The sequence below is a fragment of the Pseudomonas sp. S36 genome, from assembly GCF_016647875.1.
GTDB lineage: Bacteria > Pseudomonadota > Gammaproteobacteria > Pseudomonadales > Pseudomonadaceae > Aquipseudomonas > Aquipseudomonas parafulva.
The window spans coordinates 38,577-63,783 of the sequence record NZ_JACVVG010000009.1 but is presented as its reverse complement, the minus strand read 5'-3'; the positions used below and the strand labels follow the sequence as shown (position 1 = coordinate 63,783).

The window sequence follows — 25,207 nt, the reverse complement described above, 5'->3', positions numbered from 1 at the left end:
CCACCGGCATAGCGTAGTTCATTGGCAGGAAGTTTCTGTTAAACGTAGGGCGTAGGTAAGCACTGGCGCCTAAAGCTTCATGTTGAGCGACACGAATGCAGAGCGGCCCGGTGCAGGGGAGAACATGGCCTGATCATCACCGCCCCAGAAGAAATTGTCGTACCAGACATACTCGTACTGGCGGTCAAACAGGTTTTTCACCTGCAGATCGACGCTGGTGGCAGGCGTTATGCGATAGCTGACGCTGGCATCTGCAACCACGAAGCCACCGTATTTGCCCTGCTCGTTCAGCTCATCGATGTAGTAGCTGCCCTGGGCCCGCCCTTGCACGCCGAACTTCCAGTCATCGTTATAGCGGTAGTCCACGCCCACATTGCTGATGTACCGGGGGGTAGAGAACACGTCCTTGCCAGACAGCGACTGGCCGGACGCAGCGTAGGCCTTCACTACCTTGGCCTCCTGAATGGCGTGAGAAGCCCAGACCGTCCACTGTTCATCCAGTTGCGCGGTGATCTGCATGTCTACACCCCGCCGGCGCGTTTCACCCAACCCTACGGTAGTGCCCGTACTCGGCATGTTGGCCACTTCGTCGGTGGCATCCTGTTGCCAAAGTGCAACCCGGGCCTGGGCGCCCTCGAAGGGGCGGAACTTGATACCGACTTCCTTGCCGGTGTTGATCGAAGGGTCGTAAGAAGCCTGGCCTGGCGTCATGTAAGCGGGCGGGGTAGAGCCCGTCAGAATCTGGAAGGTGCGCCCCCAGTTGGCGTACAGGTCGATATCGGGGGTAAGGCTATAGATCACGCTGAGCTTGGGTTGGCGAATCCAGCCGTAGTCCTGCAGCGGCGCTTTGACGCCCCCGAGCAGCTCGGTGTTGCCAGAGAACTTGTCCACCCGCATGGCCGGGATGATCTTCAGTGACTCGGTGGGCTGGATCACAGCCTGCACATAGCCGCCGATGTTGCGCAGGGTGTAGCTGTCGTCATTCTGCACCCGGGCCGGCTTCACATCGAAATCGGTAGGGATACCGAAGCTGTAGCGCAGGCGCCTATAAGTGTTGTCCTGCTCTTCGTAATTGATGCCGCCATCGAGGGTGAGCAGGTCGTTGATGCGCCAGGTGAGGTTGTTGAGCACCCCGGTTTGCTGCTCATCCCACTGCCGGCGCTGTCGCGGCGCATTGCCTGGCCGATAGTCTGTAAAGGTGATGGTGCGGTCGTCGTTGTAGCTGTTGAAGTACAGCTTGCTGCTCAGGTTGAGGTCGTCGTTGATCTGCCAGTCGGCGTGCAGGCTGAGGTGCTTCATATCCCGGTCATCGCCATCGTTGGCATTTTTTTCGGGCGACTGGGTACGGCTGGCGTGCATCTGTTCGCGGGTCAGAAAACCCGGCTCTTCAGCCTGGTGATGGTACAGCCGTGCAATCAGCCCAATGCGGAAGTTCTGTTCATCATTGCTGACGAACCACTTACCGCCCAGTGCGTACTTGTTGGACTGGCTGTGGTCGCGGTAACCGTCACTGTCTTGCTTGGCGAGTATGTAGTTCTGGGCAACGTTGCCTTCTTCGTGCCCGACCGCCAGCTGTATTTCGCGGGTGTCGAAGCTGCCGTAGGTAACCCGGCTATCAACGTAGTTGCCACCCTGGCGGGTGGCGAAGTTGATGTTGCCGGCAATGTTGTGCAGGCCATAACGCGGGTCGTTGGTACCGCGCACCACTTCGATGTAGTCGATATCCAGCGGGAAGATCATGTCGATGAAGCGCTGGTTGCCGCTGTTCACGTTGCTGGGAATGCCGTCGATGAGGGTCTTGATGCCGTTGATGTAGCCCTCGCCATTGAATGCACGGAACGTGACCTTGCCAGACTCGGCGCCCTGCCCCGTTTCCGTAAGCTGAATACCGGGCATCTGGCCCAGCAACTGCCAGCTGTTCATGACGTTCTTTTCCTGCACCTGGTCGCCACCCAGCACATCCACCGAGGTGAGTACATGTTCGGTGCTCAGCGCCACCCCCGCATTTTGGGTGATGTTCACCTCGCCAAGGGTGATGGTCGAGTTGCCGGTCTGGTCGGCGAACAGTTCAGGGGAGAACATCACCGTAAACATGGCGAGGGAGGCCGGGGTGAATCGCATGGGAGCTCCTGGGCTGCAAAGATGAAAGTGTGGGCGGCGCAGGTCTGGGCCTGCTTAATCGGCAAACGTTATATCATAACTACTAATGACTGTAATGAGCCTGATATTGGCCGAGCACATGCGCCCCGTAAGGGGCTCCCAGAATGCTCTCTTCATCAGTTCAAAGCAGTTAACGTCAGCCGATATCCGCCATGGCCGTGTCCACCGCCTCAATCAACATGTCTGCATGTTCTTGGGTATAGGTCAGCAGCGGTCTGATCTTGAGCACGTTTTCCAGTGGCCCTGAGGCACTGATCAGCACACCCTTTTCCCGCATGCTGTTAACCACCTTCCGAGCCTGCTCGGCTGCCGGCTGCCGGGTAACGCGGTCGGTCACCAACTCGACACCCAGGAACATCCCCGCGCCGCGCACGTCGCCCATGCACGCATGCCGCTGCGCAAGCCGGGACAACCCCTCAAGCAGGTAGCCGCCAATAGCGTGCGACTGCTGCTGCAGGTTCTGCTCCTGAATAACATCCAGCACCGCCTTACCCGCCGCGCACGACACCGGGTTGCCCCCAAAGGTGTTGAAATAGCGCATGTGCCTGCCAAAGCAATCGACCACCTCACTGCGCCCCACCAGGCCAGCAATGGGTTGCCCGTTGCCCATTGGCTTGCCCAACGTGACCATATCCGGCTGTACGCCATGACGCATGAAGCCCCACATGTTCAACCCGGTGCGAGCGAAGCCTGGCTGAACTTCGTCGGCGATATACAGCAAGCCTTCGGCCTGGGCCGCTGCAATGCCCGCGGCCATGAAGCCCGCGGGCCCAACCAGTACACCGTCACTGGAGAAAATGCCATCCATCACGATGGCGGCAGGGCGTATGCCGTGTGCTTGCATGTCCTGGATGGCTGCCTTTATGTCGGCTTCAAACAACGCGGAAACGTTGTCAGCACCCAGCCGGTAGGCATCCGGCGCCCTGACGGTGCGCACATGGCTGGGCAACACCATACCGCGACCCAGCGAGGGCGACAGCTCGGCCACATCGCCGGTAACACCGTGATAGGCAAACTGGGTGATGATGATGCCGGTACCGCCGGTATAGTGCCTGGCCATGCGCAGTGCCAGGTCGTTCGCTTCACTGCCGGTACAGGTGAACATTACCCGGTCCAAGTCACTCGGGAAGGTCCCCAGCAGCTGCTCGGCGTAGTCGAGAATGCCCTCCTGCAAATAGCGTGTATGGGTGTTGAGCTGCTGGGCCTGGCGATGCATTGCCTCCACCACGCGCGGGTGGCAGTGCCCAATTGATGCAACGTTGTTGTAGGCATCCAGGTAGCGACGGCCCTGCTCATCGAACAGCCACACGCCCTCGCCTCGCACCGTGTGCAGCGGCCGTTCGTAGAACAACCTGTAGGCAGGGCCCAGCAAGCGTTCACGACGTTCTACAAGGCGCCGCTCCTGCTCCGTGAGCCGCGCCGCATCGTCTGGGGTGAAGCCATTGACCATGCTCATGCCCTGCCCTCCCGGCTGCAGGCCGCCAGTATTCGGTTTTCGATCTCCGCCCGCAGCAGGGCCGCGATCGATGCAAGGTTCGCCCAAGCACGCTGGGAGTTACGGTGGATATAGCCGCGGTTTTCCGGGTGCAGCTGCGCACGCCATGAATTTATGCACAGGGCCGAGGCCAGCCGGGTGCGCAGCAGCTCAGGCAGCAGTTGCAGCTCTTCGTGGGCAAGCGGGTTGTGCTGGTGATATGCGGCGATGACATCCAGCGCCGGCGCCAGGGCGTCGCCATCGTGGCCAAGATGGTACGAAGCCGCCACAGCCACTTCATTGATCAGGGGCGCGTGGACCATGTCTCCGAAGTCGAGGATGTTGCGCAATACATCCGGGTTGTCAGCATCCACGATGATGTTGTGGGGGTTCATGTCGTTGTGGATAACTTGCCTGCGCAGCCCAGCCATCGTCGGTACCACCCGTGCTTCGAACTGATCCAGGCTCTGCTCCACCAGCGCGCGACCCTGCCCCGGTTCGAGATGGGCAAGCAGGGGCCGCAGGTGCGCCGCATGTTGCATGTCCCAGAGCAACGTGTGGCGGGCAGCCGGATGATCGAAACCTTCCAGCGCAACATCCAGGCGTGCGAGAGACGCCCCCAACGACCGACGAAACGTTTGGGTAGTGCGGCCTACCCGGTGCAGTTGCATACCGTCGACGAATGACAGAAGCCGGGCCAGCATGCGGTGACCGTTGGCTTCGACGCGCACGAAGTGCTCCCCGGCCAGTGAGGTGTGTACGCGCTGCACAGGCAAGGCAGGGTCACGCAAGGCGATGCAGCGCATTGCCTGATTATGAAAATCGACAACGTCAGGGTTTTCCAGCGGATGGGAAAGCTTCAGCAAGCGGGATGCCCCGTCAGGCAGTAGCACCCGAAAATTCAGGTCTCTTTCACCGCCAAGTTTTTCGAGCGTGCCGCTTAAGCCGAAGTGCCGATGCAGCACCTCGCCCGCCTGGGCATCACTGACGTGCGCCGGGGCGACTTCCAGCAAGCTGTCATCGATTGCGAAATTTTCGAGCGGCATAACCCTACCCCTTATCTGGCGCGAAACCGGCGCCCGCCCCGCAGGCGCCATCATGCATTACTTGTTGACCCAGGCGTTGAAGCGCTCTTCCAGGTCTTCGCCATGGTCGATCCAGAACTCGGCATCCGTAGCCCGGGCGTTCTTGAGGTTGTCTGGCGCGGTTGGCAATTTGTCGCCGACTTTTCTGTCTACCAGCTCTACCGCATGCCTGTTGCTTGGCCCGTAGGGAATGGCTTCGACGAAATGCTTCTGTTGCACAGGTTCGCTTGCAAAGGCAATGAACGTTTCTGCCAGGGCTTTTTTCGGGCTGCCTTTCACAATTGCCCAGTGGTCCAGGTCGTACAGGCTGCCGTTCCACTGCATGGCAAATGACTGGCCCTCGTCCTGGGCCGACGTCACCCGGCCGTTGTAGGCCGACGTCATTACCACATCACCGGATACCAACCATTGCAGAGGCTGTGCACCGGAATCCCACCACTGGATATTGGGCTTTATCTGGTCCAGCTTCTTGAACGCGCGCTGCACACCGGCTTCGGTTCCCAGCACCTGGTACAGGTCCTTCAGGGGGACCCCATCGGCAATCAGGGCGAATTCCAGGGTGAACTTGGCACCCCGGCGCAGGCCCCGCTTGCCCGGGTACTTCTTCACATCCCAGAAGTCAGCCCAGCCTTGGGGCGCCGAGGCGACTTTTTTGGGGTCGAATGTGAGGACAGTCGACCAGATGAAAATACCGACCCCACAATCGCTTACCGCAGCGGGGATGAAGTCTTCTTTCTTGCCGATCCGCCCCCAATCCAAAGGCTCGAACAGGCCTTCACTGCATCCGCGAATCAGCTCGGGCGACTCCACTTCCACCACATCCCAGCTGGTTTTGCCGGTATCGGCCATGACTTTGATCTTGGCCATTTCGCCGTTGTAGTCATCTGCCGTAATGGGGGTGGCGTACTGTGCGGTGAAGGGTTGGTAGAAGGCCTTTTCCTGGGCCTGGCGGTTGTTCCCGCCAAAGGACACAACGGTCAGCCTCTCAGCGGCGCTGAGGGGGCCTGCGAGTGTTCCAAGTATCAGTACCGCTGCGATTTTCTTGTTCATGCGTCTCTCCAGGTGAGCTACGAGGTCGTGGGCAGCTTCAAGGGATGGCAGTTTTTTTGTAGTGGCAGCAAACAGATCAGGCAGTGCGCCTCCCAGTGGAGGGCGAGTCATTTAACCACAATCAAAATATGATGCATCATATTTTTACGCTATGCTCTTCCCACTCATTACCGAAAGGACGCCACCATGACCGAACCACGCACCTTGTTGCTCACCGGCGCCAGCCGCGGCATCGGCCACGCGACGGTTAAGCACTTCAATGCGGCTGGCTGGCGAGTCTTCACCGCCTCTCGCCAGGACCTTGGCGAAGGCTGCCCATGGGCTGAAGGCCTCGCCAACCACATTCACCTCGACCTGGGCAACATCGAGGACGTGCAGGCAAGGCTGCCGGAGATCCGCGAAAAGCTGGGTGGCCGCCTGGACGCGTTGGTGAACAACGCCGGCATTTCACCCAAGGGCGAGCACGGCGAGCGCCTGGGTGTGCTGGAGTCCGACTACACCACCTGGCTGAACGTGTTCAACGTCAACCTGTTCTCCACCGCCCTGCTCGCCCGCGGGCTGTTCGAGGAACTGAAGGCTGCAAAGGGCTCGGTCATCAACGTCACCTCCATCGCAGGCTCCCGGGTACACCCCTTTGCAGGCGTTGCCTATGCCTGTTCCAAGGCGGCGCTGTCTGCACTCACCCGGGAAATGGCCCATGATTTCGGCCAGCACGGCGTAAGGGTCAACGCCATTGCACCCGGTGAAATCGACACGTCGATCCTGTCTGCAGGCACCGAGCTGATCGTTGAGCGTTCGATCCCGATGAAGCGCATGGGTAAACCGGAGGAAGTCGCAGCGCTGGTGCATTTCCTGTGTACCCACGGGGCGTCTTACGTGAACGGTGCAGAAATACATGTGAATGGTGGGCAACATGTTTGAGTTATTCGATAATCTGCCGTGGAAGGTTCCCCTCCGCCGCCGGTCCTGTGCCGTACACGAGTAAGCAATGAACTACCCCATCGAGAACCTGAAACACTCCTACTTGGGCAGCGGCATCTATGGCCTGTTACGCGAGGCGTTGATTACCGGTCGCTTCCAGCCCAACGACAGGCTGCGTATTCGCGACCTGGCCGAGCAACTGGGCACCAGCGTTACGCCGGTACGGGATGCGATTCTGCAACTGGCCAAGGAGCAGGCGCTGGTTCTCAAAACGCCCAGGGACATCCGCGTCCCGATGCTGACCTCCAAGCAGTTTCTGGAAATCCGCCGTATCCGCCTTTCCCTCGAAGGCCTGGCGGCCGAAACAGCAGCCGCGCACGTGACAACGCCACAGCTCGAACGGCTCGAAAGCTGTATTGAGGACAACCTGGCTGCGATCCAGGCCAACCACCTGGCGGCCGCACTTACCCACAACCACGAGTTCCACTATGCGCTCACCGAAATAGCCGACATGCCGATGCTGTCCAGCCTGCTGGATGGCCTGTGGATGCGCACAGGGCCGTTGATTGCGCGGGCGTATGGCAGCTTCAATGAACGCATGGCCATCGACCATCACTGGGAAGTGCTGGCGGCGCTAAAGAACAAGGATGGGGCTGCCGCCCGGGAGGCGATCTGTGCGGATATTCTGGATGGGAGCCAGAAGATGCTGGAGTATGTGCAGCTTGAGCATGATTGATGGAAAGGTTTGCATGATGGCACAACCACGAAAACAGCCTTTCAACCCATCGCCTGACGCAACGTGCCTTAGCTTCAGAAAATCTGGCACCTGAGCCGTCTTACTAGTACCCCTTCAGTCCACACCTTGTAGGCAGGGGCAAACGAGCACTTCCCCCCATACTCGGAATCGCGCCCGAAGCCATGTCTCGACGCCTCTTCACTCTGCTGGTGCTTTACCTGTTCGCTACCGCCTCGCTCGGCCACGCCGACCCCGTCACACTGGACGGTACCGAACAATGGCAGATGCAAAGCGCCACTGGCCGTACGTATCGCATCATGATCAGCCTGCCCGAAGGCAATGTGCCCTACACCGGGGGCTACCCGGTGATCTACCTGCTCGACGGCAATGCCTACTTTCCCACCTTTCATGCTGCCAAACGGGCGCAAGCAAACTTACGCGGCGCTATCCTGGTTGCCATCGGCTATCCGAGCGATACGCCGCTGGACTTTACGCGCAGAGCCTTCGACCTGACGCCCCCCGCGCCGCCAGAACGCAATAACCCGCCCCAGGGTGGGCAGGACCTTTTTCTTGATTTCATCGAGCAACGGCTCATGCCCAAGGTGGCCGAACGCTTCAAGGTCGACCCCGACCAACGCAGCCTGGTCGGGCACTCGTTCGGCGGCATGCTCGGTATCTACGCGCTTTTCACCCGGCCCACGCTGTTCCAGCACGTGGTCGCGGTGAGCCCAAGCCTCTGGTGGCGCGACCAGCACTTGCTGGCGCCCGAGCGGGCCTTCACCCAACGTGCATTGGCAGGGCAACTCCTGCTGACCCAAACCAGCCTGAGCATCGTCATGGGCGAGCGTGACTCCGTGCAGATGATCGACCACGCTCAAGCCTTGTCCTACCGATTGCAGGCGTTATCCGCCACAGGGCTGCGCACAGGTTTTCGGGTCGAAGCCGGTGAAGACCATACCTCGGTGCCGTTTCGCATTCCTAACCAGGTACTTGGCGAGTTGATGAGCAACCGCCGTTATTAAGGGATTCGCCAACTATCGGAAGGGGGCGGCTGGGCCCTGCCACATAAGCGTAAATGATTCTCTTTTGTGCTATTTTCCTGCGTCTGCTCCCCGCGTAACAAGGCCGCTTTCATGTCCGGTTCAGATCTCAAAGCGTTGTACCTCGCCCATCGCGGCGAAATCCAGGACTACCTGGACCGCCGCTTGCGCTGTAAGGAAACCGCCGCCGATCTGACCCAGGACACCTTCATCCGCTTGTCCGAGCAGATGACCCGTACCCCCATCGGCAACTTCCGGGCCTACCTGTTTTCCGCTGCACGCAACCTGTTCATCGATCACACGCGGCGCCAGTCACACCGTAACGCCAAGCCGTTGGACGAGCAGGCAGCGGCGACCTCCGAGCCTGCCACCCCAACCCTTGAGCAGGCTGCAATTGCCCACCAGCAACTGGCCGCGCTGAGCGCGGTAATTGCCAACATGCCAGCCCCGTGCCGCGAAGTGTTTCTGCTGGTACGCGTAGAGGGCTTGACCTACGCCGAAATCAGCCAGCGCCTGGGCATTCCTGCGCAAACCGCCTACAGCCGCATGGTGCGTGCGCTGGACCTGCTGAAAAGCGGAATGACCGAATGAGCATCTCGCCCTCCCAAGCGGCAGGCGCGCATCGCCGCGTTGCATTACACTCTGCCGCCCGTGCCTACCGCAGCCCATTGCCATCCCTATGAGCGCCGAACCACCCCAGGCTCCACCGCTGCATGCCGATGACATCAGTCACGAGGCAAGCCGTTGGTTCGCTCTGATACACGGCGGCGAGCCCACCGACACCGAGCGCGAGCGCCTGGGCGCCTGGCTTGATGCCGACCCCCGGCACCGCATCGCCTACGTTCAGCTCGAACAGCTATGGGCAGCGACCGCGCAACTCCAGCCACCCGTGCCACCGGTGCCCAAGCCAGCTGCGACGCTGTCACGGCGACGCTTTGTAGGCATGGGCATCGCCGCCAGCGCGGTGGCCGTCACAGCGCCGACTTCGGTATGGTGGTTTACCGGCGGGGGCTCGTTGTTTGCCGACGTTCGCAGCGGCATTGGCGAGCGCCGTAACTTCGCGCTGCCCGATGGTTCGACAGTGGAGTTGGCTGGCAACACCGCGTTGAACCTGGATTTCTCCGCCGGCAAGCGCTCGGTAGAGCTGTTACAGGGCGAAGCCTATTTTGCCGTGCAACCCAGCGCCAGCGGTGAGTTCAAGGTCAACACACCCTACGGCCAGGTGTTGGCCGCTGACGGCGAGTTCTGTTTGTCCTGCGACCCCTCGTCAGCACTTTTGGCGGTCAGCCGAAAAACGGCCAGTGTAGTCACCGCCAACCAGCGCACGGACATTGGTGAAGGGTTGTCGCTGCGTTTCACTGATGACCACACAGGGCCCATCCAGCACGCTGAGCTGGAACAGATGCTCGCCTGGCGTAGCGGGCGCCTGGTGTTCTTTGATAAACCGTTGGCCAGTGTGGTCGAGCAATTGCAGCGCTGGCGCCATGGCCGCATCTTCATCATGGATGAGCAACTGGGAACGCGGCGGGTGAGCCTGATTCTCAACCTCGACAAACCCGAGCAGATGCTTGACGCCATGACCACTGCGCTGGCAATACGCACCCAGCGTTATACCGACCTGGTCACGCTGATCTACCCGGCCTGATCGCACCTTCGCAAAAATAACTCACCGAGCCTCCAGAAATAGCGCGCGGTCATGCGTCTTCGCCTGAGTGATTGGTATTCGCATTCTGCGCCCTACTCGAGGAACACCCGCAATGGCCCTGCACCACTCCCCCTTTTTCCGACCCGATGGCCGCTGGCAGCGCAGCGCTTTGAGCACGGCACTGGCATGCAGCCTGCTTGTGGGTACGGCGCATGCGCAGGGTACCAAGACACCGGCGGCCGCTACGGCGATGCAAAAGCTGGCAGTAGACATTCCGGCCCAACCGCTGCGCCAGGCACTGCTGGAATTCAGCCAGCAGTCGGGCCAGAACATCATGCTCGATGGCAACCTCGACGCTACGCTGCGCAGCCCACGCGTGGTGGGCCGGTATTCAGTCGAAGAAGCCCTGAGCCAGTTGCTGCAAGGCAGCGGCTACAACTTCTCACGCACCGACGCGGTGACCTTGTACCTGGTGCCGACTCAGGCCTCGAGCGCAGGCAACCAAGTCATGCTGGCCCCTACACAAATACAGCAACAGCTAGCCGGCAGCATCAGCCCGTCGCGTAGCTACCGGGGCGAAGCCGCTTCCAGCACCACCCGCCTGGGCCTGACCGATAAACAAACGCCGCAAGCCATCACGGTGGTGACCCGCGAGCAGATCGACGACTTCAAGCTCAACAGTGTCAAGGACGCTCTGCGTAACGCGCCTTCGGTCACCGTCGAGCAGTTCGAGACCGACCGTACAGCGTTCACCTCGCGCGGCTTCAAGATTGAGAACTTCGAGTTCGACGGCATGAGCCTGCCGTTCTCCGGCGGTGTGCTGGTCGGCGATCAGGACATGACCGAATTCGAACAGGTGGATGTGCTACACGGCGCCAATGGCCTGATGAGCGGCACCGGGGACCCGTCGGCTACGGTCAACCTGGTGCGCAAACGCCCTACAGACATTTTTCAGGCCCGTGTCGACTCAAGCATCGGTTCCTGGGACAACCGTCGATTGGCCCTGGACCTCTCCGGCCCGCTAACCGAAAGCGGCAATGTACGCGGGCGCTTCGTCACATCCCATGACAAAGGCAACTCCTACCTCGACCAATACGGCCACGAGGTCAACGTCGCCGCCGGCCTGCTGGCCATCGACCTGACCGACGCCGACACCCTGACGGTGGGTTTCACCCAGCAGAACAGCTATTCCAACGGCAGCACCTGGGGCGCCCTGCCAATCGCGGACTACGCGGGCAATCGCATCCATTACGGCAGCCGCAGCTCCAGCGTTGGGCAACCCTGGACCTACTGGGACGTACACACGCAGCGCGCATTCGCCGAGCTAACCCATGCCTTCGATAACGGTTGGACCAGCACGCTGACCTTGACCGGGATGAAGCAAGACTCCGACACCAAGATGCTCTATGCCATCCCGTTCACGCCGGACAGTGTGCTTGCCTATGTCAATCGCACCACGAGCACCGAGCATCAGGTGACCGGCGAAGCAAAGCTGTCCGGGCCTTTCGCGTTTCTGGGGCGTGAGCACGAGTTGACCGTGGGCGCAAACTACGGCCGTACCCATCATGATGAGCGCGGCCACTACTTCAGCCAGGCCGGCTACATAACCGCCAGCCTCGCCGACGCCCTGGCCGGTAACGTGGTGCAGCCAGCATTCGACTACACCGACGACGTCAACACCCAGCTGTTCACCGACCGGCAAAAGAGCCTGTTCGCCGGCGCACGCTTCAGCGTGGCCGATGACCTGCACTGGATAGCCGGCGCACGCATGCTCAGCGCTGACGGCGACGGTGCAGGCTACGGCTCGCCCCACGACACCCGCGTGCACGGCAAGGTCACGCCCTATACCGGCCTGGTCTACGACCTGACGCCACAATGGAGCCTGTACACCAGCTGGACCAAAATCTTCAAACCGCAGTACGTGCGCAGCACTAGCGGCGGTGTGGTCGAGCCACTCGATGGCAAAAGCCTGGAAATCGGGCTGAAAGGGTTGCTGCTGGACAATCGCCTGACGCTGACGGCGGCGGCTTTCAAGACCGAGCAGGACAACGTGGCGGAGCTGACCGGCGAGATCGTGGGTGGTCAGTACCTGTACCGTGGCACCAACTTCAAGAGCCGCGGGGTGGAGTTGGGCGTTTCGGGTGAAGTGCTGACGGGTCTGGATTTGTCAGGCGGCTACACCTATGTGGATATCGAGAACGACGAAGGCGAACATGCTCGCAAATACATTCCTACCCATTCACTGCGCGGGAGCCTGACCTATCGCCTGCCGGCGCTGCCGAAGGCCAAAGTGGGCACGCGAGTTCAGTGGCAGAGTGGAACCGAGCTGGATACCAACAGCAGGGTTAACCAAGCGGCGTATGCGCTGGTGGACCTGATGGCGAGTTACGATGTGGATGAGCATTGGAGTCTGGGTTTGAACTTGAATAACGTGACAGACCGGAAGTACCTGTTGTCGTTGTATCAGTCGGCAGGCTCTACGAACTATGGCGCGCCGCGGAATTTGATGGCGACCGTGAGCTGGAAATACTGAAGTATCCGCGAAGGTAAAGCCGTTGCCGCACGCGAAGTGGCGGCAACGGCTCTACTGAACGATGGAGCACCCGGATCAAGACTCCCGCGCTTCATCGAAGAGGCTGCTCAGCGCTGCCTAGCAGACCCCGGCAGCGCAGATGATGGTCGCTTAGCCGAGCACGTGGAAAAACGCGTCTTCGAAGCGGCGCATCTGCGCCTCATCACCTACGCTGACGCGGATCCACGTCGGCCAGCTCGGCCACACCCGTCCGACCAGCACGTTCTGCTCCTTGAGGGCCGCCACAATTGCCTCGGCGGGTCGGCGTATATCTACCATGAAACAGTTGGCCTGCGACGCCGTGCAGCACCAGCCGGCACCAGTCAGCCGCGCCACGGTGGCGTCACGAAGTTGCTGGTTACCCTGCTTGCGCCGTGCCACCAGGGTCGCGTCCCCAAGGCTGGCCAGCGCGCCACGCAAACTTGGCTCAGCGGCCACGTTGTAGCCGTCGAACTTCTCCAGCGCCTCCAGCAGAGGCGCCTGGCCGATGGCCAGACCGACTCGGGCACCGGCCATGCCGTACAGCTTGGAGAACGTGCGCAGCACCAGCAGGTTGGCGTGGGCTTTGACCAACGGGATGCAACTGGGCACATCGCTGAAATGGATGTACGCCTCATCGACCACTATCACACTGTCGGCCGGCGCCCTGCGCAACAGGCGCTCGATGTCTGCGGCAGGCGTAACGCTGCCGGTGGGGTTGTTGGGGTTGCACAGGTAGATCAGCCCAGGGTTCGGGTCGGCAGCCAGCATGGCGTCGACATCGTGCGCCTGCTGCCCATTCAGCGGCACGCTGTGCACGGTCGCGCCACGCGCTTCGGCGGTCTGTGTCGGGGCTTCGTAGGAGGGTTCAGGCACCACCAGGCTGCGTGGGCCAGTGAAAGCATGCACCGCATTTTGCAACGCCAGCTTCGAACCGCAGAACACCTGCACCTGATCCTCGTCCACGCCCTGCTGGCGCGCGAACACTTCGATCAGCTGATATTGCAGGGGATACGGGTAGCGGCCACAGCCGGCGACCCCCTGATGCATCGCCGCCTGGGCCGCCGCGCTGGGGCCGAACGGGCTTTCGTTGTAGTTCAGGCGCACCGGCGCCGCGGCGCCAGCAGCCGCTGCCGGCGCCGCCCAGCTCACTTGCCCGAGCAACGGCAGCGCCGCGCCCAGGCCGACCAGACGACGGCGAGATAGACCTTCCATGACTCTGCGTCTCCTGAAATAGGTTCACTGGAGGACGCATTCGTGGCACCGGTGTTTAGGGTGGCATGGTGCCATGCCTTTGCCGGTCAAGCCTGGATGCACCAATGCAAAGCGAGACCGCCCCACAGCATCGCCGGCCAAGACATCCACAATTGCGTCATGCAGGTCTAAGACAAGCAACCGATTCACCGTTTTGGATTTGGAGAGGCATGAATGAGCGTCGACACAGGGGTGCGGTGAGCGCAACAGCTGAGAGGAGGTGCGTTACGAAGAAGGGAGCCAGTTAAGGCTCCCTCCGTCAGCGACAGTTTTAATTCTCAGAATCCACGTTTTATCCCAACAACCCCCCCATCACTCCACCGTCACCGACTTCGCCAAGTTCCGCGGCTGATCCACATCAGTACCCTTGAGCACAGCCACGTAATACGACAGCAACTGCAGCGGTATGGTGTACAGGATCGGCGCCAGGGCATCGGCGATGTGCGGCACCTGAACCACATGGGTACCTTCGCCATTGCTCAGCCCGGCCTGCTCGTCGGCAAACACCACCAGCTCACCACCGCGGGCACGCACTTCCTGCAGGTTGGACTTGAGCTTTTCCAGCAGTTCGTTGTTCGGCGCAACGGTAACCACCGGCATGTCGTTGTCCACCAGCGCCAGCGGGCCGTGTTTCAGCTCGCCGGCCGGGTAGGCTTCGGCGTGGATGTACGAGATTTCCTTCAGCTTCAGTGCCCCTTCCATGGCAACGGGGTACTGGGCACCACGGCCCAGGAATAGCGTGTGGTGCTTGTCGGCGAACAGCTCGGCGATTTTTTCGACGGTAGCGTCCATGGCCAGGGCTTCACCCAGGCGGGCCGGCAGGCGACGCAGTTCTTCGACCAGCTCGGCCTCTATGCCGGCCGCCAGAGTACCGCGCACCTGGCCCAGGGCCAGGGTCAGCAACATCAGCGACACCAGCTGGGTGGTGAAGGCCTTGGTGGAGGCCACGCCGATCTCCGGGCCGGCCAGGGTCAGCAGGGTCAGGTCCGACTCACGCACCAGCGAGCTGATGCCGACGTTACAGATGGCCAGGCTGCCGAGAAAGCCCAGCTCTTTGGCGTTGCGCAGGGCCGCGAGGGTGTCGGCGGTTTCACCGGACTGGGAGATGGACACGAACAGCGTGTCGGGCTGCACCACCACCTTGCGGTAGCGGAACTCGCTGGCGACCTCTACCTGGCAAGGGATCCCCGCCAGGCTTTCCAGCCAGTAACGGGCAACCATGCCTGCGTGGTAGCTGGTGCCGCAGGCCACGATCTGCACGTTGCGCACCTTGGCGAACAGCTCGGCCGCCTGTGGCCCGAAGGCCTGGACCAGCACGTGGTCAGTGCCCAGGCGGCCTTCGAGGGTGCGCTGCACCACGCGTGGTTGCTCGTGGATTTCCTTGAGCATGAAGTGGCGATACTGGCCTTTATCAGCGGCTTCTGCCCCTTCGTGGTACTGCACGGTTTCGCGCTGAACCTCACGGCCACCCTGGTCCCAGATGCGCACCTGGTCACGGCGTATTTCGGCGATGTCCCCTTCTTCAAGGTACATGAAGCGGTCGGTGACCTGGCGCAGGGCCAGTTGGTCGGACGCCAGGAAGTTTTCACCCAGGCCCAAGCCGATGACCAGCGGGCTGCCGCTGCGCGCGGCCACCAGGCGGTCGGGTTGGTGAGTACTGATCAGCGCCAGGCCATAGGCGCCATGCAGGCGCTTGACCGCTGCCTTGAGGGCGTCGGCCAGGTCCGGGAGGCTTTTGAGGGTGTGGTGGATAAGGTGGACGATGACTTCGGTGTCGGTCTGCGATGCGAACACATAGCCCAACCCCTTGAGCTCTTCGCGCAGCGCTTCGTGGTTCTCGATGATGCCGTTGTGCACCACAGCCACTTCATGGCCAGAGAAATGGGGGTGTGCATTGCCTTCGGTAGGTGCGCCGTGGGTAGCCCAACGGGTGTGGGCAATGCCCAGGCGCCCGGCAACCGGCTCGGCCACCACAGCAGCTTCCAGCTCACTGACCTTGCCAATACGGCGGCGACGCTGCAGCTCGCCGTCCTGGGTCAACACGGCCAGGCCTGCACTGTCGTACCCACGGTATTCCAGACGCTTCAGGCCCTCGATCAGGATGGCGGTGATGTTGCGCTCGGCGACTGCACCCACGATTCCACACATGTCTATTTACTCCTGGCTGATCGCGGCGCAGATCAGGTTGACGCCGCGGGCTTGAATTTGTTGGCGTGCCTCACTGGGCAGGCGTTCGTCTGTGATCAGGGTGTGCACCCTGCTCCAGGGCAGTTCGAGGTTGGGGATCTTGCGCCCGACCTTGTCGGACTCGACCATCACGATCACTTCGCGGGCGACTTCGGCCATCACCCGGCTCAAACCCAGCAGCTCATTGAACGTGGTGGTGCCACGGCTCAGGTCGATGCCGTCGGCACCGATGAACAACTGGTCGAAGTCGTAGGACCGCAACACCTGCTCGGCCACCTGGCCCTGGAACGATTCCGAGTGGGGGTCCCAGGTGCCACCGGTCATCAACAACACCGGCTCGTGCTCGATTTCGCTGATGGCGCGGGCCACATTGAGCGAGTTGGTCATCACCACCAGCCCAGGCTGGCGCCCCAGTTCAGGGATCATGGCCGCGGTGGTGCTGCCACTGTCGATGATGATGCGTGCATGCTCGCGAATAAGGCCTACCGCGGCACGGGCAATTGCCCGCTTGTAGGCAGATACCGGCTGGGCCGGTTCCACCAGCAGCTCCTGCGGTACCGGTACGGCACCACCGTAACGACGCAGCAACAGGCCGTTGCTCTCCAGCGCGGCCAAGTCTTTGCGGATGGTCACTTCGGAGGTATCGAAACGCTTGGCAAGGGCATCGACCGTCACCTCGCCGTGCTCGCTGAGCAGAGCCAGGATGTTGTGCCGACGCTGAGGTGTATTTCGTTTCGACATTGGGCTATTAAGTTTCGGTTCGAAAGATAATGGTTGCAATCAAAACCTAAGCCAGCGCGCTCGTCAAGGTGTGGATAAAAATTCCTGACAAAAAGTAATGCAGCACCCCAGAAATGAAAAAAGCCGATTTATTCACATAAATCGGCTTTGCCGTAGAAGGCTGTGGATAACTCAGCCCTTTTTGATTTTCTCCGGCCGCTTCCAGCCGCTGATATTGCGTTGTCGGGCACGTGCCACGGCCAGTTCACCTGCCTCGACGGCCTGATTGATGGTGGAACCTGCCGCAGTGGTTGCGCCGGCTTTGATTTCCACCGGTGCCACCAGCGAATTGTTGGAGCCGATGAATACGTCCTCGCCCATCACGGTCTTGAACTTGTTGGCACCGTCGTAGTTGCAGGTGATGGTGCCGGCGCCGATGTTGGTACGCGCGCCAACCTCGGCATCGCCCAGGTAGGTCAGGTGACCCGCCTTGGCGCCTTCACCCAGGTGGGCGTTCTTCAGCTCGACAAAGTTACCCACATGGGCCTTGGCCTCCAGCACACTGCCTGGGCGCAGACGGGCGAACGGGCCAGCGTCACTGCCCTCGCCCATCACCGCGCCGTCCAGGTGGCTGTTGGCCTTGATGATCACGCCCTTGCGCAAGGTGCTGTCCTTGATCACGCAGTTCGGGCCAATCTGCACGTCATCCTCGATGACCACCTTGCCTTCAAGAACGACGTTGATGTCGATCAGCACATCCCGGCCCACGGTCACTTCACCGCGCACATCGAAGCGCGCCGGATCACGCAGGGTGACCCCTTGGGCCATGAGCCGACGGCCTTCTCGCAACTGGTAGTGACGCTCAAGCTCTGCCAGCTGGCGGCGGTCGTTGGCGCCCTGCACTTCCATGGGGTCGTGCGGCTGCTCGGTGGCCACCTCCAGGCCATCGGCCACGGCCATGGCGATCACGTCGGTGAGGTAGTACTCGCCTTGGGCGTTGTTGTTGGACAACCGGCCCATCCAGTCGGCCAAACGTGCGGCAGGCAGGGCCAGAATGCCGGTGTTGCCCTCGTTGATGGCCTTCTGCGCGTCGCTGGCATCCTTGTGCTCCACGATGGCCGTAACCTTGCCGTCAGTGTTGCGCACGATCCGGCCATAGCCGGTGGGGTCCTGCAGGGTGACGGTGAGCAGGCCCAGGCGCTGCTCGCTGGCCTTGGCCAGCAGCCGTTGCAGGGTCTGCACTTCGATCAGTGGCACATCACCGTAAAGCACCAGCACCGTATCGGCAGTAAGAGCCGGCAGCGCCTGCGCCAGTGCATGGCCAGTGCCCAGCTGCTTGTCCTGCATGACGAAGTTCAGGTCGTCACTCGCCAGCCGTTGCTGCACCAACTCGGCGCCATGGCCAACCACCACATGAATGCCCTGTGGCTGCAACTGCCGGGCGCTGTGGATAACATGGCCGAGCATGGAGTTGCCGGCTACCGGGTGCAGCACCTTGGGCAGCGCCGAGCGCATGCGGGTGCCTTGGCCGGCGGCGAGAATAACGATATCGAGTGACATTGACTGGCTACCAATCCTGGGCGGTCAGTGAAATGACCGGAGGGGAATTCGGAAAAAGAAAAAGGGTAGCCGAGGCTACCCTTTTACTCAATCGCAACAGCAGTGATCAGCGTGGGCCGATTACTTGCCTCTGCGCATTTGCTGGACGGTACGCAGCTGCGCTGCGGCCTCGGCCAGACGTGCGGCGGCGGCACCGTAGTCGAAGTCCGCGCCTTTCAGATTCAGGGCGTTCTCGGCAGCCTTGAGGGCTTCCTGAGCCTGCGCTTCATCCAGGTCTGCAGCACGTTGCACGGTATCGGCAAGCACCTTGACCATGTTCGGCTGAACCTCGAGGAAACCACCAGAGATGTAGAACACCTCTTGGGCGCCACCCTGCCTGGTCAGCGTGATCGGACCTGGCTTCAGATTGGTGATCAGCGGCGCGTGGCCTGGAGCGATACCAAGATCACCCAGGTTACCGTGCGCAACCACCATCTCGACCAGACCGGAGAAGATCTCTCCTTCCGCGCTGACGATATCGCAATGGACTGTCATAGCCATCTGCTTGCCTCAACCTGATAGCGCCCCTTGCGGGGCGCAGGAATTACAGTTTCTTGGCTTTCTCGATCGCTTCGTCGATGCTGCCGACCATGTAGAACGCTTGTTCTGGCAGGTGGTCGTAGTCACCTTTGAGGATGCCGCTGAAGCCAGCGATGGTGTCTTTCAGGGAAACGTACTTGCCTGGCGAACCGGTGAAGACTTCGGCTACGAAGAACGGCTGCGACAGGAAGCGCTGGATCTTACGAGCGCGGGCTACCAGTTGCTTGTCGGTCTCGGACAGCTCGTCCATACCCAGGATCGCGATGATGTCCTTCAGCTCTTTGTAGCGCTGCAGAACATACTGAACGCCACGCGCGGTGTCGTAGTGCTCGTTGCCGATCACGTTCGGGTCCAGCTGGCGCGAAGTCGAGTCCAGTGGGTCGACCGCTGGGTAGATACCCAGGGAGGCGATGTCACGGGACAGAACGACGGTGGCGTCCAAGTGGGCGAAGGTGGTCGCCGGCGATGGGTCGGTCAAGTCGTCCGCAGGTACGTAGACGGCCTGAACGGAGGTAATCGAACCTTCCTTGGTGGAGGTGATGCGCTCTTGCAGAACGCCCATCTCTTCAGCCAGGGTCGGCTGGTAACCTACTGCAGAAGGCATACGGCCCAGCAGTGCGGATACTTCGGTACCGGCCAGGGTGTAACGGTAGATGTTGTCGACGAACAGCAGAACGTCGTTACCCTCGTCACGGAACTTCTCAGCCATGGTCAGGCCGGTCAGCGCTACGCGCAGACGGTTTCCTGGTGGCTCGTTCATCTGACCGTAGACCAAGGCTACTTTGTCGAGAACGTTGGAGTCCTTCATCTCGTGGTAGAAGTCGTTACCCTCACGAGTACGCTCACCCACACCAGCGAACACGGAATAACCGCTGTGTTCCATGGCGATGTTACGGATCAGTTCCATCATGTTTACGGTCTTGCCGACACCGGCACCACCGAACAGACCAACCTTACCACCCTTGGCGAACGGGCAAACTAGGTCGATAACCTTGATGCCGGTTTCCAGCAGGTCGTTGCCGCCCGCCTGGTCAGCGAACGAAGGCGCTGGCTGGTGGATACCGCGACGCTCTTCTTCGCCGATCGGGCCGGCTTCGTCGATTGGGTTACCCAGGACGTCCATGATACGGCCCAGGGTGGCCTTGCCGACTGGAACCGAAATGGCCGCGCCGGTATCGACAACGCCCAGACCGCGCTTCAGACCTTCGGTCGAGCCCATCGCAATGGTACGAACCACGCCGTCGCCCAGCTGCTGCTGAACTTCCAGGGTGGTTTCCGCGCCTTGTACTTTCAGCGCGTTGTAAACACTCGGCACGACGTCACGTGGGAATTCCACGTCGATGACGGCGCCGATGATTTGAACGATACGTCCGCTACTCATAGCTGGATCCTCTGAATATGTGAACCGTTAAACCGCGGCAGCGCCGCCGACGATTTCCGAGATCTCCTGGGTGATCGCAGCCTGACGCGCCTTGTTGTAGATCAACTGAAGCTCTTTGATCAAATCACCGGCGTTGTCTGTGGCGTTTTTCATGGCGATCATCCGGGCCGCTTGTTCAGCAGCGTTGTTCTCGACCACCGCCTGGTACACCTGCGACTCCACATAACGCACCATCAAGCCGTCCAGCAGCTCTTTTGCGTCGGGTTCGTACAGGTAATCCCAGTGGTGCTTGAGATCCTGATCCGGGGTTGCCACCAACGGTACCAATTGCTCGACCGTTGGCTTCTGGGTCATGGTGTTGATGAACTTGTTCGAAACCACCGAAAGGCGATCGATACGGCCGTCCAGGTAGGCGTCCAGCATCACTTTGACGGAGCCGATCAGGTCATTGATCGATGGCTCTTCGCCCAGGTGGCTGATCGCGGCTACAACGTTGCCGCCAAAGATGCGGAAGAAAGTCGCACCCTTGCTGCCGATCACGCACAGGTCGATTTCCACGCCCTGTTCGCGGTTTACGTTCATGTCCTTGACCAAGGCCTTGAACAGGTTGGTATTCAAGCCACCGCACAAACCACGGTCACTGCTCACCACGATATAACCAACGCGCTTTACAGGGCGCTCGATCATGAACGGGTGGCGGTATTCCGGGTTGGCGTTGGCCAGATGACCGATCACCTGGCGGATACGCTCCGCGTAAGGACGGCTAGCAGCCATGCGCATTTGTGCCTTACGCATTTTGCTGACCGCCACTTTCTCCATGGCGCTGGTAATTTTTTGCGTGCTTTTGATGCTCGCAATCTTACTGCGAATCTCTTTTGCGCCTGCCATGTATCACCTATCAGGTTAGCAAGCGGGGGCCTGAGCCCCCGCTGCGGCTTACCAGGTCTGGGTGGCCTTGAACTTCTCGATACCGGCTTTCAGGCCTGCGTCGATTTCGTCGTTGAAGTCACCCTTCACGTTGATCTTCGCCATCAGTTCAGCGTGATCACGGTTGAAGAAGGCGATCAGCGCTTGCTCGAAGCTGCCGACCTTGGAGACTTCTACGTCAGTCAGGAAACCACGCTCAGCGGCGTACAGCGACAGCGCCATGTCCGCGATGGACATCGGTGCGTACTGCTTCTGCTTCATCAGCTCGGTTACGCGCTGACCATGCTCCAGCTGCTTGCGGGTCGCTTCGTCCAGATCGGAAGCGAACTGGGCGAATGCAGCCAGCTCACGGTACTGAGCCAGAGCGGTACGGATACCACCGGACAGTTTCTTGATGATCTTGGTCTGAGCGGCACCACCTACGCGGGATACCGAAACACCGGCGTTCACTGCAGGGCGGATGCCCGAGTTGAACATGGCCGACTCCAGGAAGATCTGACCGTCGGTGATGGAAATCACGTTGGTCGGAACGAACGCGGAAACGTCGCCAGCCTGGGTTTCGATGATCGGCAGAGCGGTCAGGGAACCGGTTTTGCCAGTCACTGCGCCATTGGTGAACTTCTCGACGTACTCTTCCGAAACGCGCGATGCACGCTCCAGCAGACGGGAGTGGAGATAGAACACGTCGCCTGGGTACGCTTCACGTCCTGGTGGACGGCGCAGCAGCAGGGAGATCTGACGGTAAGCAACGGCTTGCTTGGACAGGTCATCGTAAACGATCAGTGCGTCTTCGCCGCGGTCACGGAAGAATTCGCCCATGGTGCAACCGGCGTAAGGCGCCAGGAATTGCAGTGCGGCGGATTCCGAGGCGCTGGCAACCACCACGATGGTGTTTTTCAGTGCGTCGTTTTCTTCCAGCTTGCGAACGATGTTGGCAACGGTCGAACGCTTCTGGCCGACAGCCACATAAACACAGAAAATACCGGAGTCTTTCTGGTTGATGATGGCGTCGATGGCCATGGCAGTCTTGCCGATCTGACGGTCACCGATGATCAGCTCACGCTGACCACGGCCGACAGGGATCATGGCGTCGACGGACTTGTAGCCAGTCTGTACAGGCTGGTCTACCGACTTACGCCAGATCACGCCTGGAGCAACTTTCTCGACCGCGTCGGTCTCGGTGTTGCCCAGCGGGCCTTTGCCGTCGATCGGGTTACCCAGTGCGTCGACGACGCGACCCAGCAGTTCCTTACCAACCGGAACTTCCAGGATGCGGCCGGTGCACTTGGCGCTCATGCCTTCGGCGAGGGTGTCATAGGCACCCAGGATCACTGCACCCACGGAGTCTTGCTCCAGGTTCAGTGCCATACCGTAGACGCCGCCAGGGAACTCGATCATTTCGCCGTACATGACGTCGGCCAGACCGTGGATCCGCACGATACCGTCGGAAACCGAAACGACGGTACCTTCGTTACGGGCTTGGGAGCTCACATCGAGGTTGTCGATGCGGCCCTTGATGATTTCACTAATTTCGGAAGGATTGAGTTGCTGCATTGCTCTGCTGCCCCTTCAAACTCAAGATTTCAATGCTTCGGCCAGTTTCGCGATTTTGCCGCGAACAGAGCCATCGATTACCAGGTCACCGGCGCGGATGACGACGCCGCCAATCAGGCTGGCATCCTCCGACGCGTGCAGGCGCACTTCCTGGCCTAACCGTGCACTGAGAACCTTGGCGAGTTTGTCTTGCTGTTCTTGGTTCAACGCGAAGGCACTGGTGACTTCCACGTCCACGGATTTCTCTTGCTCGGCCTTGTACAGGTCGAACAGAGCGGCAATCTCCGGCAGAAGCAGGAGACGGTCGTTTTCCGCGGCAACATGAATGAAATTCTGTGCCTGTGCATTGAACTTGTCACCGCACACGTCAATGAACGTGGCGGCCTTTTCTGCGCTCGTCAGTCGCGGGGCCTTGAGCAGGCGCTGCATGGTGTCGTCTTGCGACACCGCAGCAGCCAGGCCGAGCATGGCTGACCAATTGGCCAGTTGCTGATGGGCCTGGGCATGCTCAAAGGCAGCCTTAGCGTAAGGTCGGGCCAACGTGGTCAGTTCTGCCATGATCGCCCTCGCTTAAATTTCAGCGGCCAGTTTGTTAACCAGCTCCGCATGCGCGTTTTGATCGATTGTGGCGCCAAGGATCTTTTCAGCACCGCCAACGGCCAGGGCACCCACTTGGGCACGCAGGGCGTCTTTAGCGCTGTTCAGTTCCTGTTCGATCTCGGCCAGAGCCTGAGCCTTCACACGGTCAGCTTCGACGCGGGCCTGATCACGGGCTTCCTCGACAAGCTGAGCAGCGCGTTTCTTGCTTTGCTCAATGATTTCGGCTGCCTGTGCTTTAGCGTCGCGCAGTTGCTGACCCGCTTTTTCTTGGGCCAGCTCCAGGTCACGAGCTGCGCGGTTGGCAGCGTCCAAGCCGTCGGCAATCTTCTTTTGGCGCTCTTGCAGAGCAGTGATGACCGGAGGCCATACGTACTTCATGCAGAAGAGTACAAAAATCAGAAAAGCAACGGATTGGCCAATCAGGGTTGCATTAATGTTCACGCCAACACCTCGCTCGGTCTTAATTCATACAGCCATCAACTCGTGAAGACGAGTGATTAGCCGGCGATCTGACCAACGAACGGATTCGCGAAGGTGAAGAACAGAGCGATACCCACACCGATCATGGTGACGGCGTCGAGCAGACCGGCAACGATGAACATTTTGACCTGCAGCATCGGAACCATTTCAGGCTGACGAGCAGCGCCTTCCAGGAACTTGCCGCCCAGCAGGCCGAAACCAATGGCGGTACCCAGAGCACCCAGGCCGATCAGCAGAGCAACAGCGATAGCGGTCAGACCAACTACAGTTTCCATCTTTCCTCCCGACTTTTACGTCGTATTGGTTAGGTTTTTAGTTTGAAGCGGTAAAACAAATCGTTTGGTACAGCATGCCCTTGCGGACTTTTTAAGCCCTCCCCCCAAACGAGCGGGGAAGGCTATCAGACACGCCAGGCGGTCTTAATGGTTATCTTCGTGCGCCATCGACAGGTAGACGATGGTGAGCATCATGAAGATGAAGGCTTGCAGGGTGATGATCAGGATGTGGAACACAGCCCACGCCCATTGCAGCACGATGCCGAGGCCGCTGAGCCACAGCAGGCCCGAGCCGAACATGACCGCGATCAGGATGAACACCAGTTCGCCGGCGTACATGTTACCGAACAGTCGCAGGGCCAGAGAGATTGGCTTGGCGATCAGGGTGACGAATTCCAGCAGGAAGTTCACCGGGATCAGCAGGATCTGCACGAAGATGTTCTTGCTGCCGAACGGGTGCAGGGTCAGCTCACCAATGAAGCCGCCCAGGCCCTTGACCTTGATGCTGTAGAAGATGATCAGGGCGAACACGCAGAAGGCCATGGCCAGGGTCGCGTTCGGGTCGGTAGTGGACACGGCACGGAACGGAATGTGCGGGTCACCGGAAATCAGGATGGCCAGCTGAGGAATCCAGTCGACCGGTACCAGGTCGACGGCGTTCATCAGGAACACCCAGACGAAGATGGTCAGCGCCAGCGGGGCGATCACCGGGCTACGGCCATGGAAGGAGTCCTTCACGCTGCCGTTGACGAAGTCCACCATCACTTCCACGAAGTTCTGCAGGCCGCCGGGTTGGCCGGAAGTCGCCTTCTTGGCCGCCATGCGGAAGATGAACAGGAAGATCAGACCCAGCGCGACGGACCAACCCAGGGTGTCCAGGTGGAACGCCCAGAAGCCCATTGCCTTGGCTTCTGCAGCCGAATGGGCGAAGCCCCAGCTGCCGTCTGGTAGTTGACCGTAGGTCAGGTTCTGCAAGTGGTGCTGGATATAGCCCGAAGCGGTTTCTGCTGCCATGGTTGCCTCAAACG

The 25,207-nt window shown here is 60.4% G+C and carries 22 protein-coding genes; 6 read left to right on the top strand and 16 right to left on the bottom strand.

The window, feature by feature from the left end:
- Window positions 1-69: 69 nt before the first annotated feature.
- The 4 genes from IAE36_RS07465 to IAE36_RS07450 form a co-directional block, all read right to left on the bottom strand.
- Window positions 70-2,121 carry a TonB-dependent receptor gene (locus IAE36_RS07465; RefSeq protein WP_201211543.1) on the bottom strand — a complete coding sequence of 684 codons (2,052 nt, stop codon included), beginning with the start codon at window positions 2,119-2,121 and terminating at the stop codon, window positions 70-72.
- Window positions 2,122-2,296: 175 nt separating this feature from the next.
- On the bottom strand, window positions 2,297-3,616 hold the full coding sequence (locus IAE36_RS07460) for an aspartate aminotransferase family protein (RefSeq protein ID WP_201211541.1): 1,320 nt from the start codon (window positions 3,614-3,616) through the stop codon (window positions 2,297-2,299).
- A complete protein-coding gene (locus tag IAE36_RS07455; protein WP_328822855.1) occupies window positions 3,613-4,734 on the bottom strand; it encodes a phosphotransferase in 1,122 nt (373 codons plus the stop codon). The genes IAE36_RS07460 and IAE36_RS07455 overlap by 4 nt, the downstream gene beginning before the upstream one ends.
- A gap of 3 nt (window positions 4,735-4,737) precedes the next feature.
- Window positions 4,738-5,769: an ABC transporter substrate-binding protein gene (locus tag IAE36_RS07450; protein WP_028632823.1), complete on the bottom strand. Its 1,032-nt coding sequence runs from the start codon at window positions 5,767-5,769 to the stop codon at window positions 4,738-4,740.
- Between the two features lie 186 nt (window positions 5,770-5,955).
- On the opposite strand from IAE36_RS07450, the gene IAE36_RS07445 reads away from it, so the two are divergent.
- The 6 genes from IAE36_RS07445 (at window position 5,956) to IAE36_RS07420 (ending at window position 12,644) form a co-directional block, all read left to right on the top strand.
- The gene (locus IAE36_RS07445; protein WP_201162544.1) at window positions 5,956-6,690 is read left to right on the top strand and encodes an SDR family NAD(P)-dependent oxidoreductase; all 735 of its coding nucleotides are present in this window, start codon (window positions 5,956-5,958) and stop codon (window positions 6,688-6,690) included.
- Between the two features lie 67 nt (window positions 6,691-6,757).
- The gene (locus IAE36_RS07440; RefSeq protein WP_060480952.1) at window positions 6,758-7,426 is read left to right on the top strand and encodes a GntR family transcriptional regulator; all 669 of its coding nucleotides are present in this window, start codon (window positions 6,758-6,760) and stop codon (window positions 7,424-7,426) included.
- 182 nt (window positions 7,427-7,608) lie between these two features.
- Window positions 7,609-8,448, top strand: a complete 840-nt coding sequence (locus tag IAE36_RS07435) for an alpha/beta hydrolase (RefSeq protein ID WP_201162543.1) — start codon at window positions 7,609-7,611, stop codon at window positions 8,446-8,448.
- A 111-nt stretch (window positions 8,449-8,559) separates the two neighbouring features.
- A complete protein-coding gene (locus IAE36_RS07430; protein WP_201162542.1) occupies window positions 8,560-9,057 on the top strand; it encodes an RNA polymerase sigma factor in 498 nt (165 codons plus the stop codon).
- 88 nt (window positions 9,058-9,145) lie between these two features.
- The gene (locus IAE36_RS07425) at window positions 9,146-10,111 is read left to right on the top strand and encodes a FecR family protein (protein ID WP_201211539.1); all 966 of its coding nucleotides are present in this window, start codon (window positions 9,146-9,148) and stop codon (window positions 10,109-10,111) included.
- 112 nt (window positions 10,112-10,223) lie between these two features.
- Window positions 10,224-12,644 carry a TonB-dependent siderophore receptor gene (locus IAE36_RS07420; RefSeq protein ID WP_201211537.1) on the top strand — a complete coding sequence of 807 codons (2,421 nt, stop codon included), beginning with the start codon at window positions 10,224-10,226 and terminating at the stop codon, window positions 12,642-12,644.
- A 150-nt stretch (window positions 12,645-12,794) separates the two neighbouring features.
- On the opposite strand, the gene ptaA is transcribed toward IAE36_RS07420, so the two are convergent.
- The 12 genes from ptaA to atpB form a co-directional block, all read right to left on the bottom strand.
- The gene (ptaA, locus tag IAE36_RS07415; RefSeq protein WP_201211536.1) at window positions 12,795-13,877 is read right to left on the bottom strand and encodes a pyoverdine biosynthesis transaminase PtaA; all 1,083 of its coding nucleotides are present in this window, start codon (window positions 13,875-13,877) and stop codon (window positions 12,795-12,797) included.
- Between the two features lie 351 nt (window positions 13,878-14,228).
- Entirely contained in the window at window positions 14,229-16,064 is a 1,836-nt protein-coding gene (gene glmS / locus IAE36_RS07410) for a glutamine--fructose-6-phosphate transaminase (isomerizing) (protein WP_201211534.1), read from the bottom strand.
- 6 nt (window positions 16,065-16,070) lie between these two features.
- Window positions 16,071-16,844 (bottom strand): DeoR/GlpR family DNA-binding transcription regulator, encoded by a 774-nt coding sequence (locus IAE36_RS07405; protein WP_060480963.1) that lies wholly within the window; start codon window positions 16,842-16,844, stop codon window positions 16,071-16,073.
- Between the two features lie 171 nt (window positions 16,845-17,015).
- Window positions 17,016-18,383, bottom strand: a complete 1,368-nt coding sequence (gene glmU, locus IAE36_RS07400; protein ID WP_201211532.1) for a bifunctional UDP-N-acetylglucosamine diphosphorylase/glucosamine-1-phosphate N-acetyltransferase GlmU — start codon at window positions 18,381-18,383, stop codon at window positions 17,016-17,018.
- A gap of 120 nt (window positions 18,384-18,503) precedes the next feature.
- Window positions 18,504-18,923 carry a F0F1 ATP synthase subunit epsilon gene (locus tag IAE36_RS07395; RefSeq protein ID WP_028632808.1) on the bottom strand — a complete coding sequence of 140 codons (420 nt, stop codon included), beginning with the start codon at window positions 18,921-18,923 and terminating at the stop codon, window positions 18,504-18,506.
- Between the two features lie 43 nt (window positions 18,924-18,966).
- The gene (gene atpD / locus IAE36_RS07390; protein WP_028632807.1) at window positions 18,967-20,343 is read right to left on the bottom strand and encodes a F0F1 ATP synthase subunit beta; all 1,377 of its coding nucleotides are present in this window, start codon (window positions 20,341-20,343) and stop codon (window positions 18,967-18,969) included.
- A 27-nt stretch (window positions 20,344-20,370) separates the two neighbouring features.
- Window positions 20,371-21,231, bottom strand: coding sequence for a F0F1 ATP synthase subunit gamma (gene atpG / locus IAE36_RS07385; RefSeq protein ID WP_028632806.1), 861 nt, complete (start codon window positions 21,229-21,231; stop codon window positions 20,371-20,373).
- A 48-nt stretch (window positions 21,232-21,279) separates the two neighbouring features.
- Window positions 21,280-22,824 carry a F0F1 ATP synthase subunit alpha gene (gene atpA / locus IAE36_RS07380; protein ID WP_028632805.1) on the bottom strand — a complete coding sequence of 515 codons (1,545 nt, stop codon included), beginning with the start codon at window positions 22,822-22,824 and terminating at the stop codon, window positions 21,280-21,282.
- Between the two features lie 21 nt (window positions 22,825-22,845).
- Window positions 22,846-23,382 (bottom strand): F0F1 ATP synthase subunit delta, encoded by a 537-nt coding sequence (locus tag IAE36_RS07375; protein WP_003253191.1) that lies wholly within the window; start codon window positions 23,380-23,382, stop codon window positions 22,846-22,848.
- A 12-nt stretch (window positions 23,383-23,394) separates the two neighbouring features.
- The gene (locus tag IAE36_RS07370; protein WP_028632804.1) at window positions 23,395-23,865 is read right to left on the bottom strand and encodes a F0F1 ATP synthase subunit B; all 471 of its coding nucleotides are present in this window, start codon (window positions 23,863-23,865) and stop codon (window positions 23,395-23,397) included.
- Between the two features lie 56 nt (window positions 23,866-23,921).
- Entirely contained in the window at window positions 23,922-24,179 is a 258-nt protein-coding gene (gene atpE, locus IAE36_RS07365; RefSeq protein WP_003097235.1) for a F0F1 ATP synthase subunit C, read from the bottom strand.
- Window positions 24,180-24,323: 144 nt separating this feature from the next.
- Window positions 24,324-25,193, bottom strand: a complete 870-nt coding sequence (gene atpB / locus IAE36_RS07360; RefSeq protein ID WP_028632803.1) for a F0F1 ATP synthase subunit A — start codon at window positions 25,191-25,193, stop codon at window positions 24,324-24,326.
- Window positions 25,194-25,207 lie beyond the last annotated feature (14 nt).

Coding starts and splice junctions, on each gene's coding strand:
- IAE36_RS07425 (WP_201211539.1), top strand. CDS start 9,146: ATGAGCGCCGAACCACCCCAGGCTCCACCGCTGCATGCCGATGACATC.
- IAE36_RS07465 (WP_201211543.1), bottom strand. CDS start 2,121: ATGCGATTCACCCCGGCCTCCCTCGCCATGTTTACGGTGATGTTCTCC.
- IAE36_RS07435 (WP_201162543.1), top strand. CDS start 7,609: ATGTCTCGACGCCTCTTCACTCTGCTGGTGCTTTACCTGTTCGCTACC.
- IAE36_RS07455 (WP_328822855.1), bottom strand. CDS start 4,734: ATGATGGCGCCTGCGGGGCGGGCGCCGGTTTCGCGCCAGATAAGGGGT.
- IAE36_RS07420 (WP_201211537.1), top strand. CDS start 10,224: ATGGCCCTGCACCACTCCCCCTTTTTCCGACCCGATGGCCGCTGGCAG.
- atpA (WP_028632805.1), bottom strand. CDS start 22,824: ATGCAGCAACTCAATCCTTCCGAAATTAGTGAAATCATCAAGGGCCGC.
- IAE36_RS07440 (WP_060480952.1), top strand. CDS start 6,758: ATGAACTACCCCATCGAGAACCTGAAACACTCCTACTTGGGCAGCGGC.
- ptaA (WP_201211536.1), bottom strand. CDS start 13,877: ATGGAAGGTCTATCTCGCCGTCGTCTGGTCGGCCTGGGCGCGGCGCTG.
- atpE (WP_003097235.1), bottom strand. CDS start 24,179: ATGGAAACTGTAGTTGGTCTGACCGCTATCGCTGTTGCTCTGCTGATC.
- IAE36_RS07460 (WP_201211541.1), bottom strand. CDS start 3,616: ATGAGCATGGTCAATGGCTTCACCCCAGACGATGCGGCGCGGCTCACG.
- IAE36_RS07445 (WP_201162544.1), top strand. CDS start 5,956: ATGACCGAACCACGCACCTTGTTGCTCACCGGCGCCAGCCGCGGCATC.
- IAE36_RS07375 (WP_003253191.1), bottom strand. CDS start 23,382: ATGGCAGAACTGACCACGTTGGCCCGACCTTACGCTAAGGCTGCCTTT.
- atpB (WP_028632803.1), bottom strand. CDS start 25,193: ATGGCAGCAGAAACCGCTTCGGGCTATATCCAGCACCACTTGCAGAAC.
- IAE36_RS07430 (WP_201162542.1), top strand. CDS start 8,560: ATGTCCGGTTCAGATCTCAAAGCGTTGTACCTCGCCCATCGCGGCGAA.
- glmS (WP_201211534.1), bottom strand. CDS start 16,064: ATGTGTGGAATCGTGGGTGCAGTCGCCGAGCGCAACATCACCGCCATC.
- atpD (WP_028632807.1), bottom strand. CDS start 20,343: ATGAGTAGCGGACGTATCGTTCAAATCATCGGCGCCGTCATCGACGTG.
- glmU (WP_201211532.1), bottom strand. CDS start 18,383: ATGTCACTCGATATCGTTATTCTCGCCGCCGGCCAAGGCACCCGCATG.
- IAE36_RS07405 (WP_060480963.1), bottom strand. CDS start 16,844: ATGTCGAAACGAAATACACCTCAGCGTCGGCACAACATCCTGGCTCTG.
- IAE36_RS07450 (WP_028632823.1), bottom strand. CDS start 5,769: ATGAACAAGAAAATCGCAGCGGTACTGATACTTGGAACACTCGCAGGC.
- IAE36_RS07395 (WP_028632808.1), bottom strand. CDS start 18,923: ATGGCTATGACAGTCCATTGCGATATCGTCAGCGCGGAAGGAGAGATC.
- atpG (WP_028632806.1), bottom strand. CDS start 21,231: ATGGCAGGCGCAAAAGAGATTCGCAGTAAGATTGCGAGCATCAAAAGC.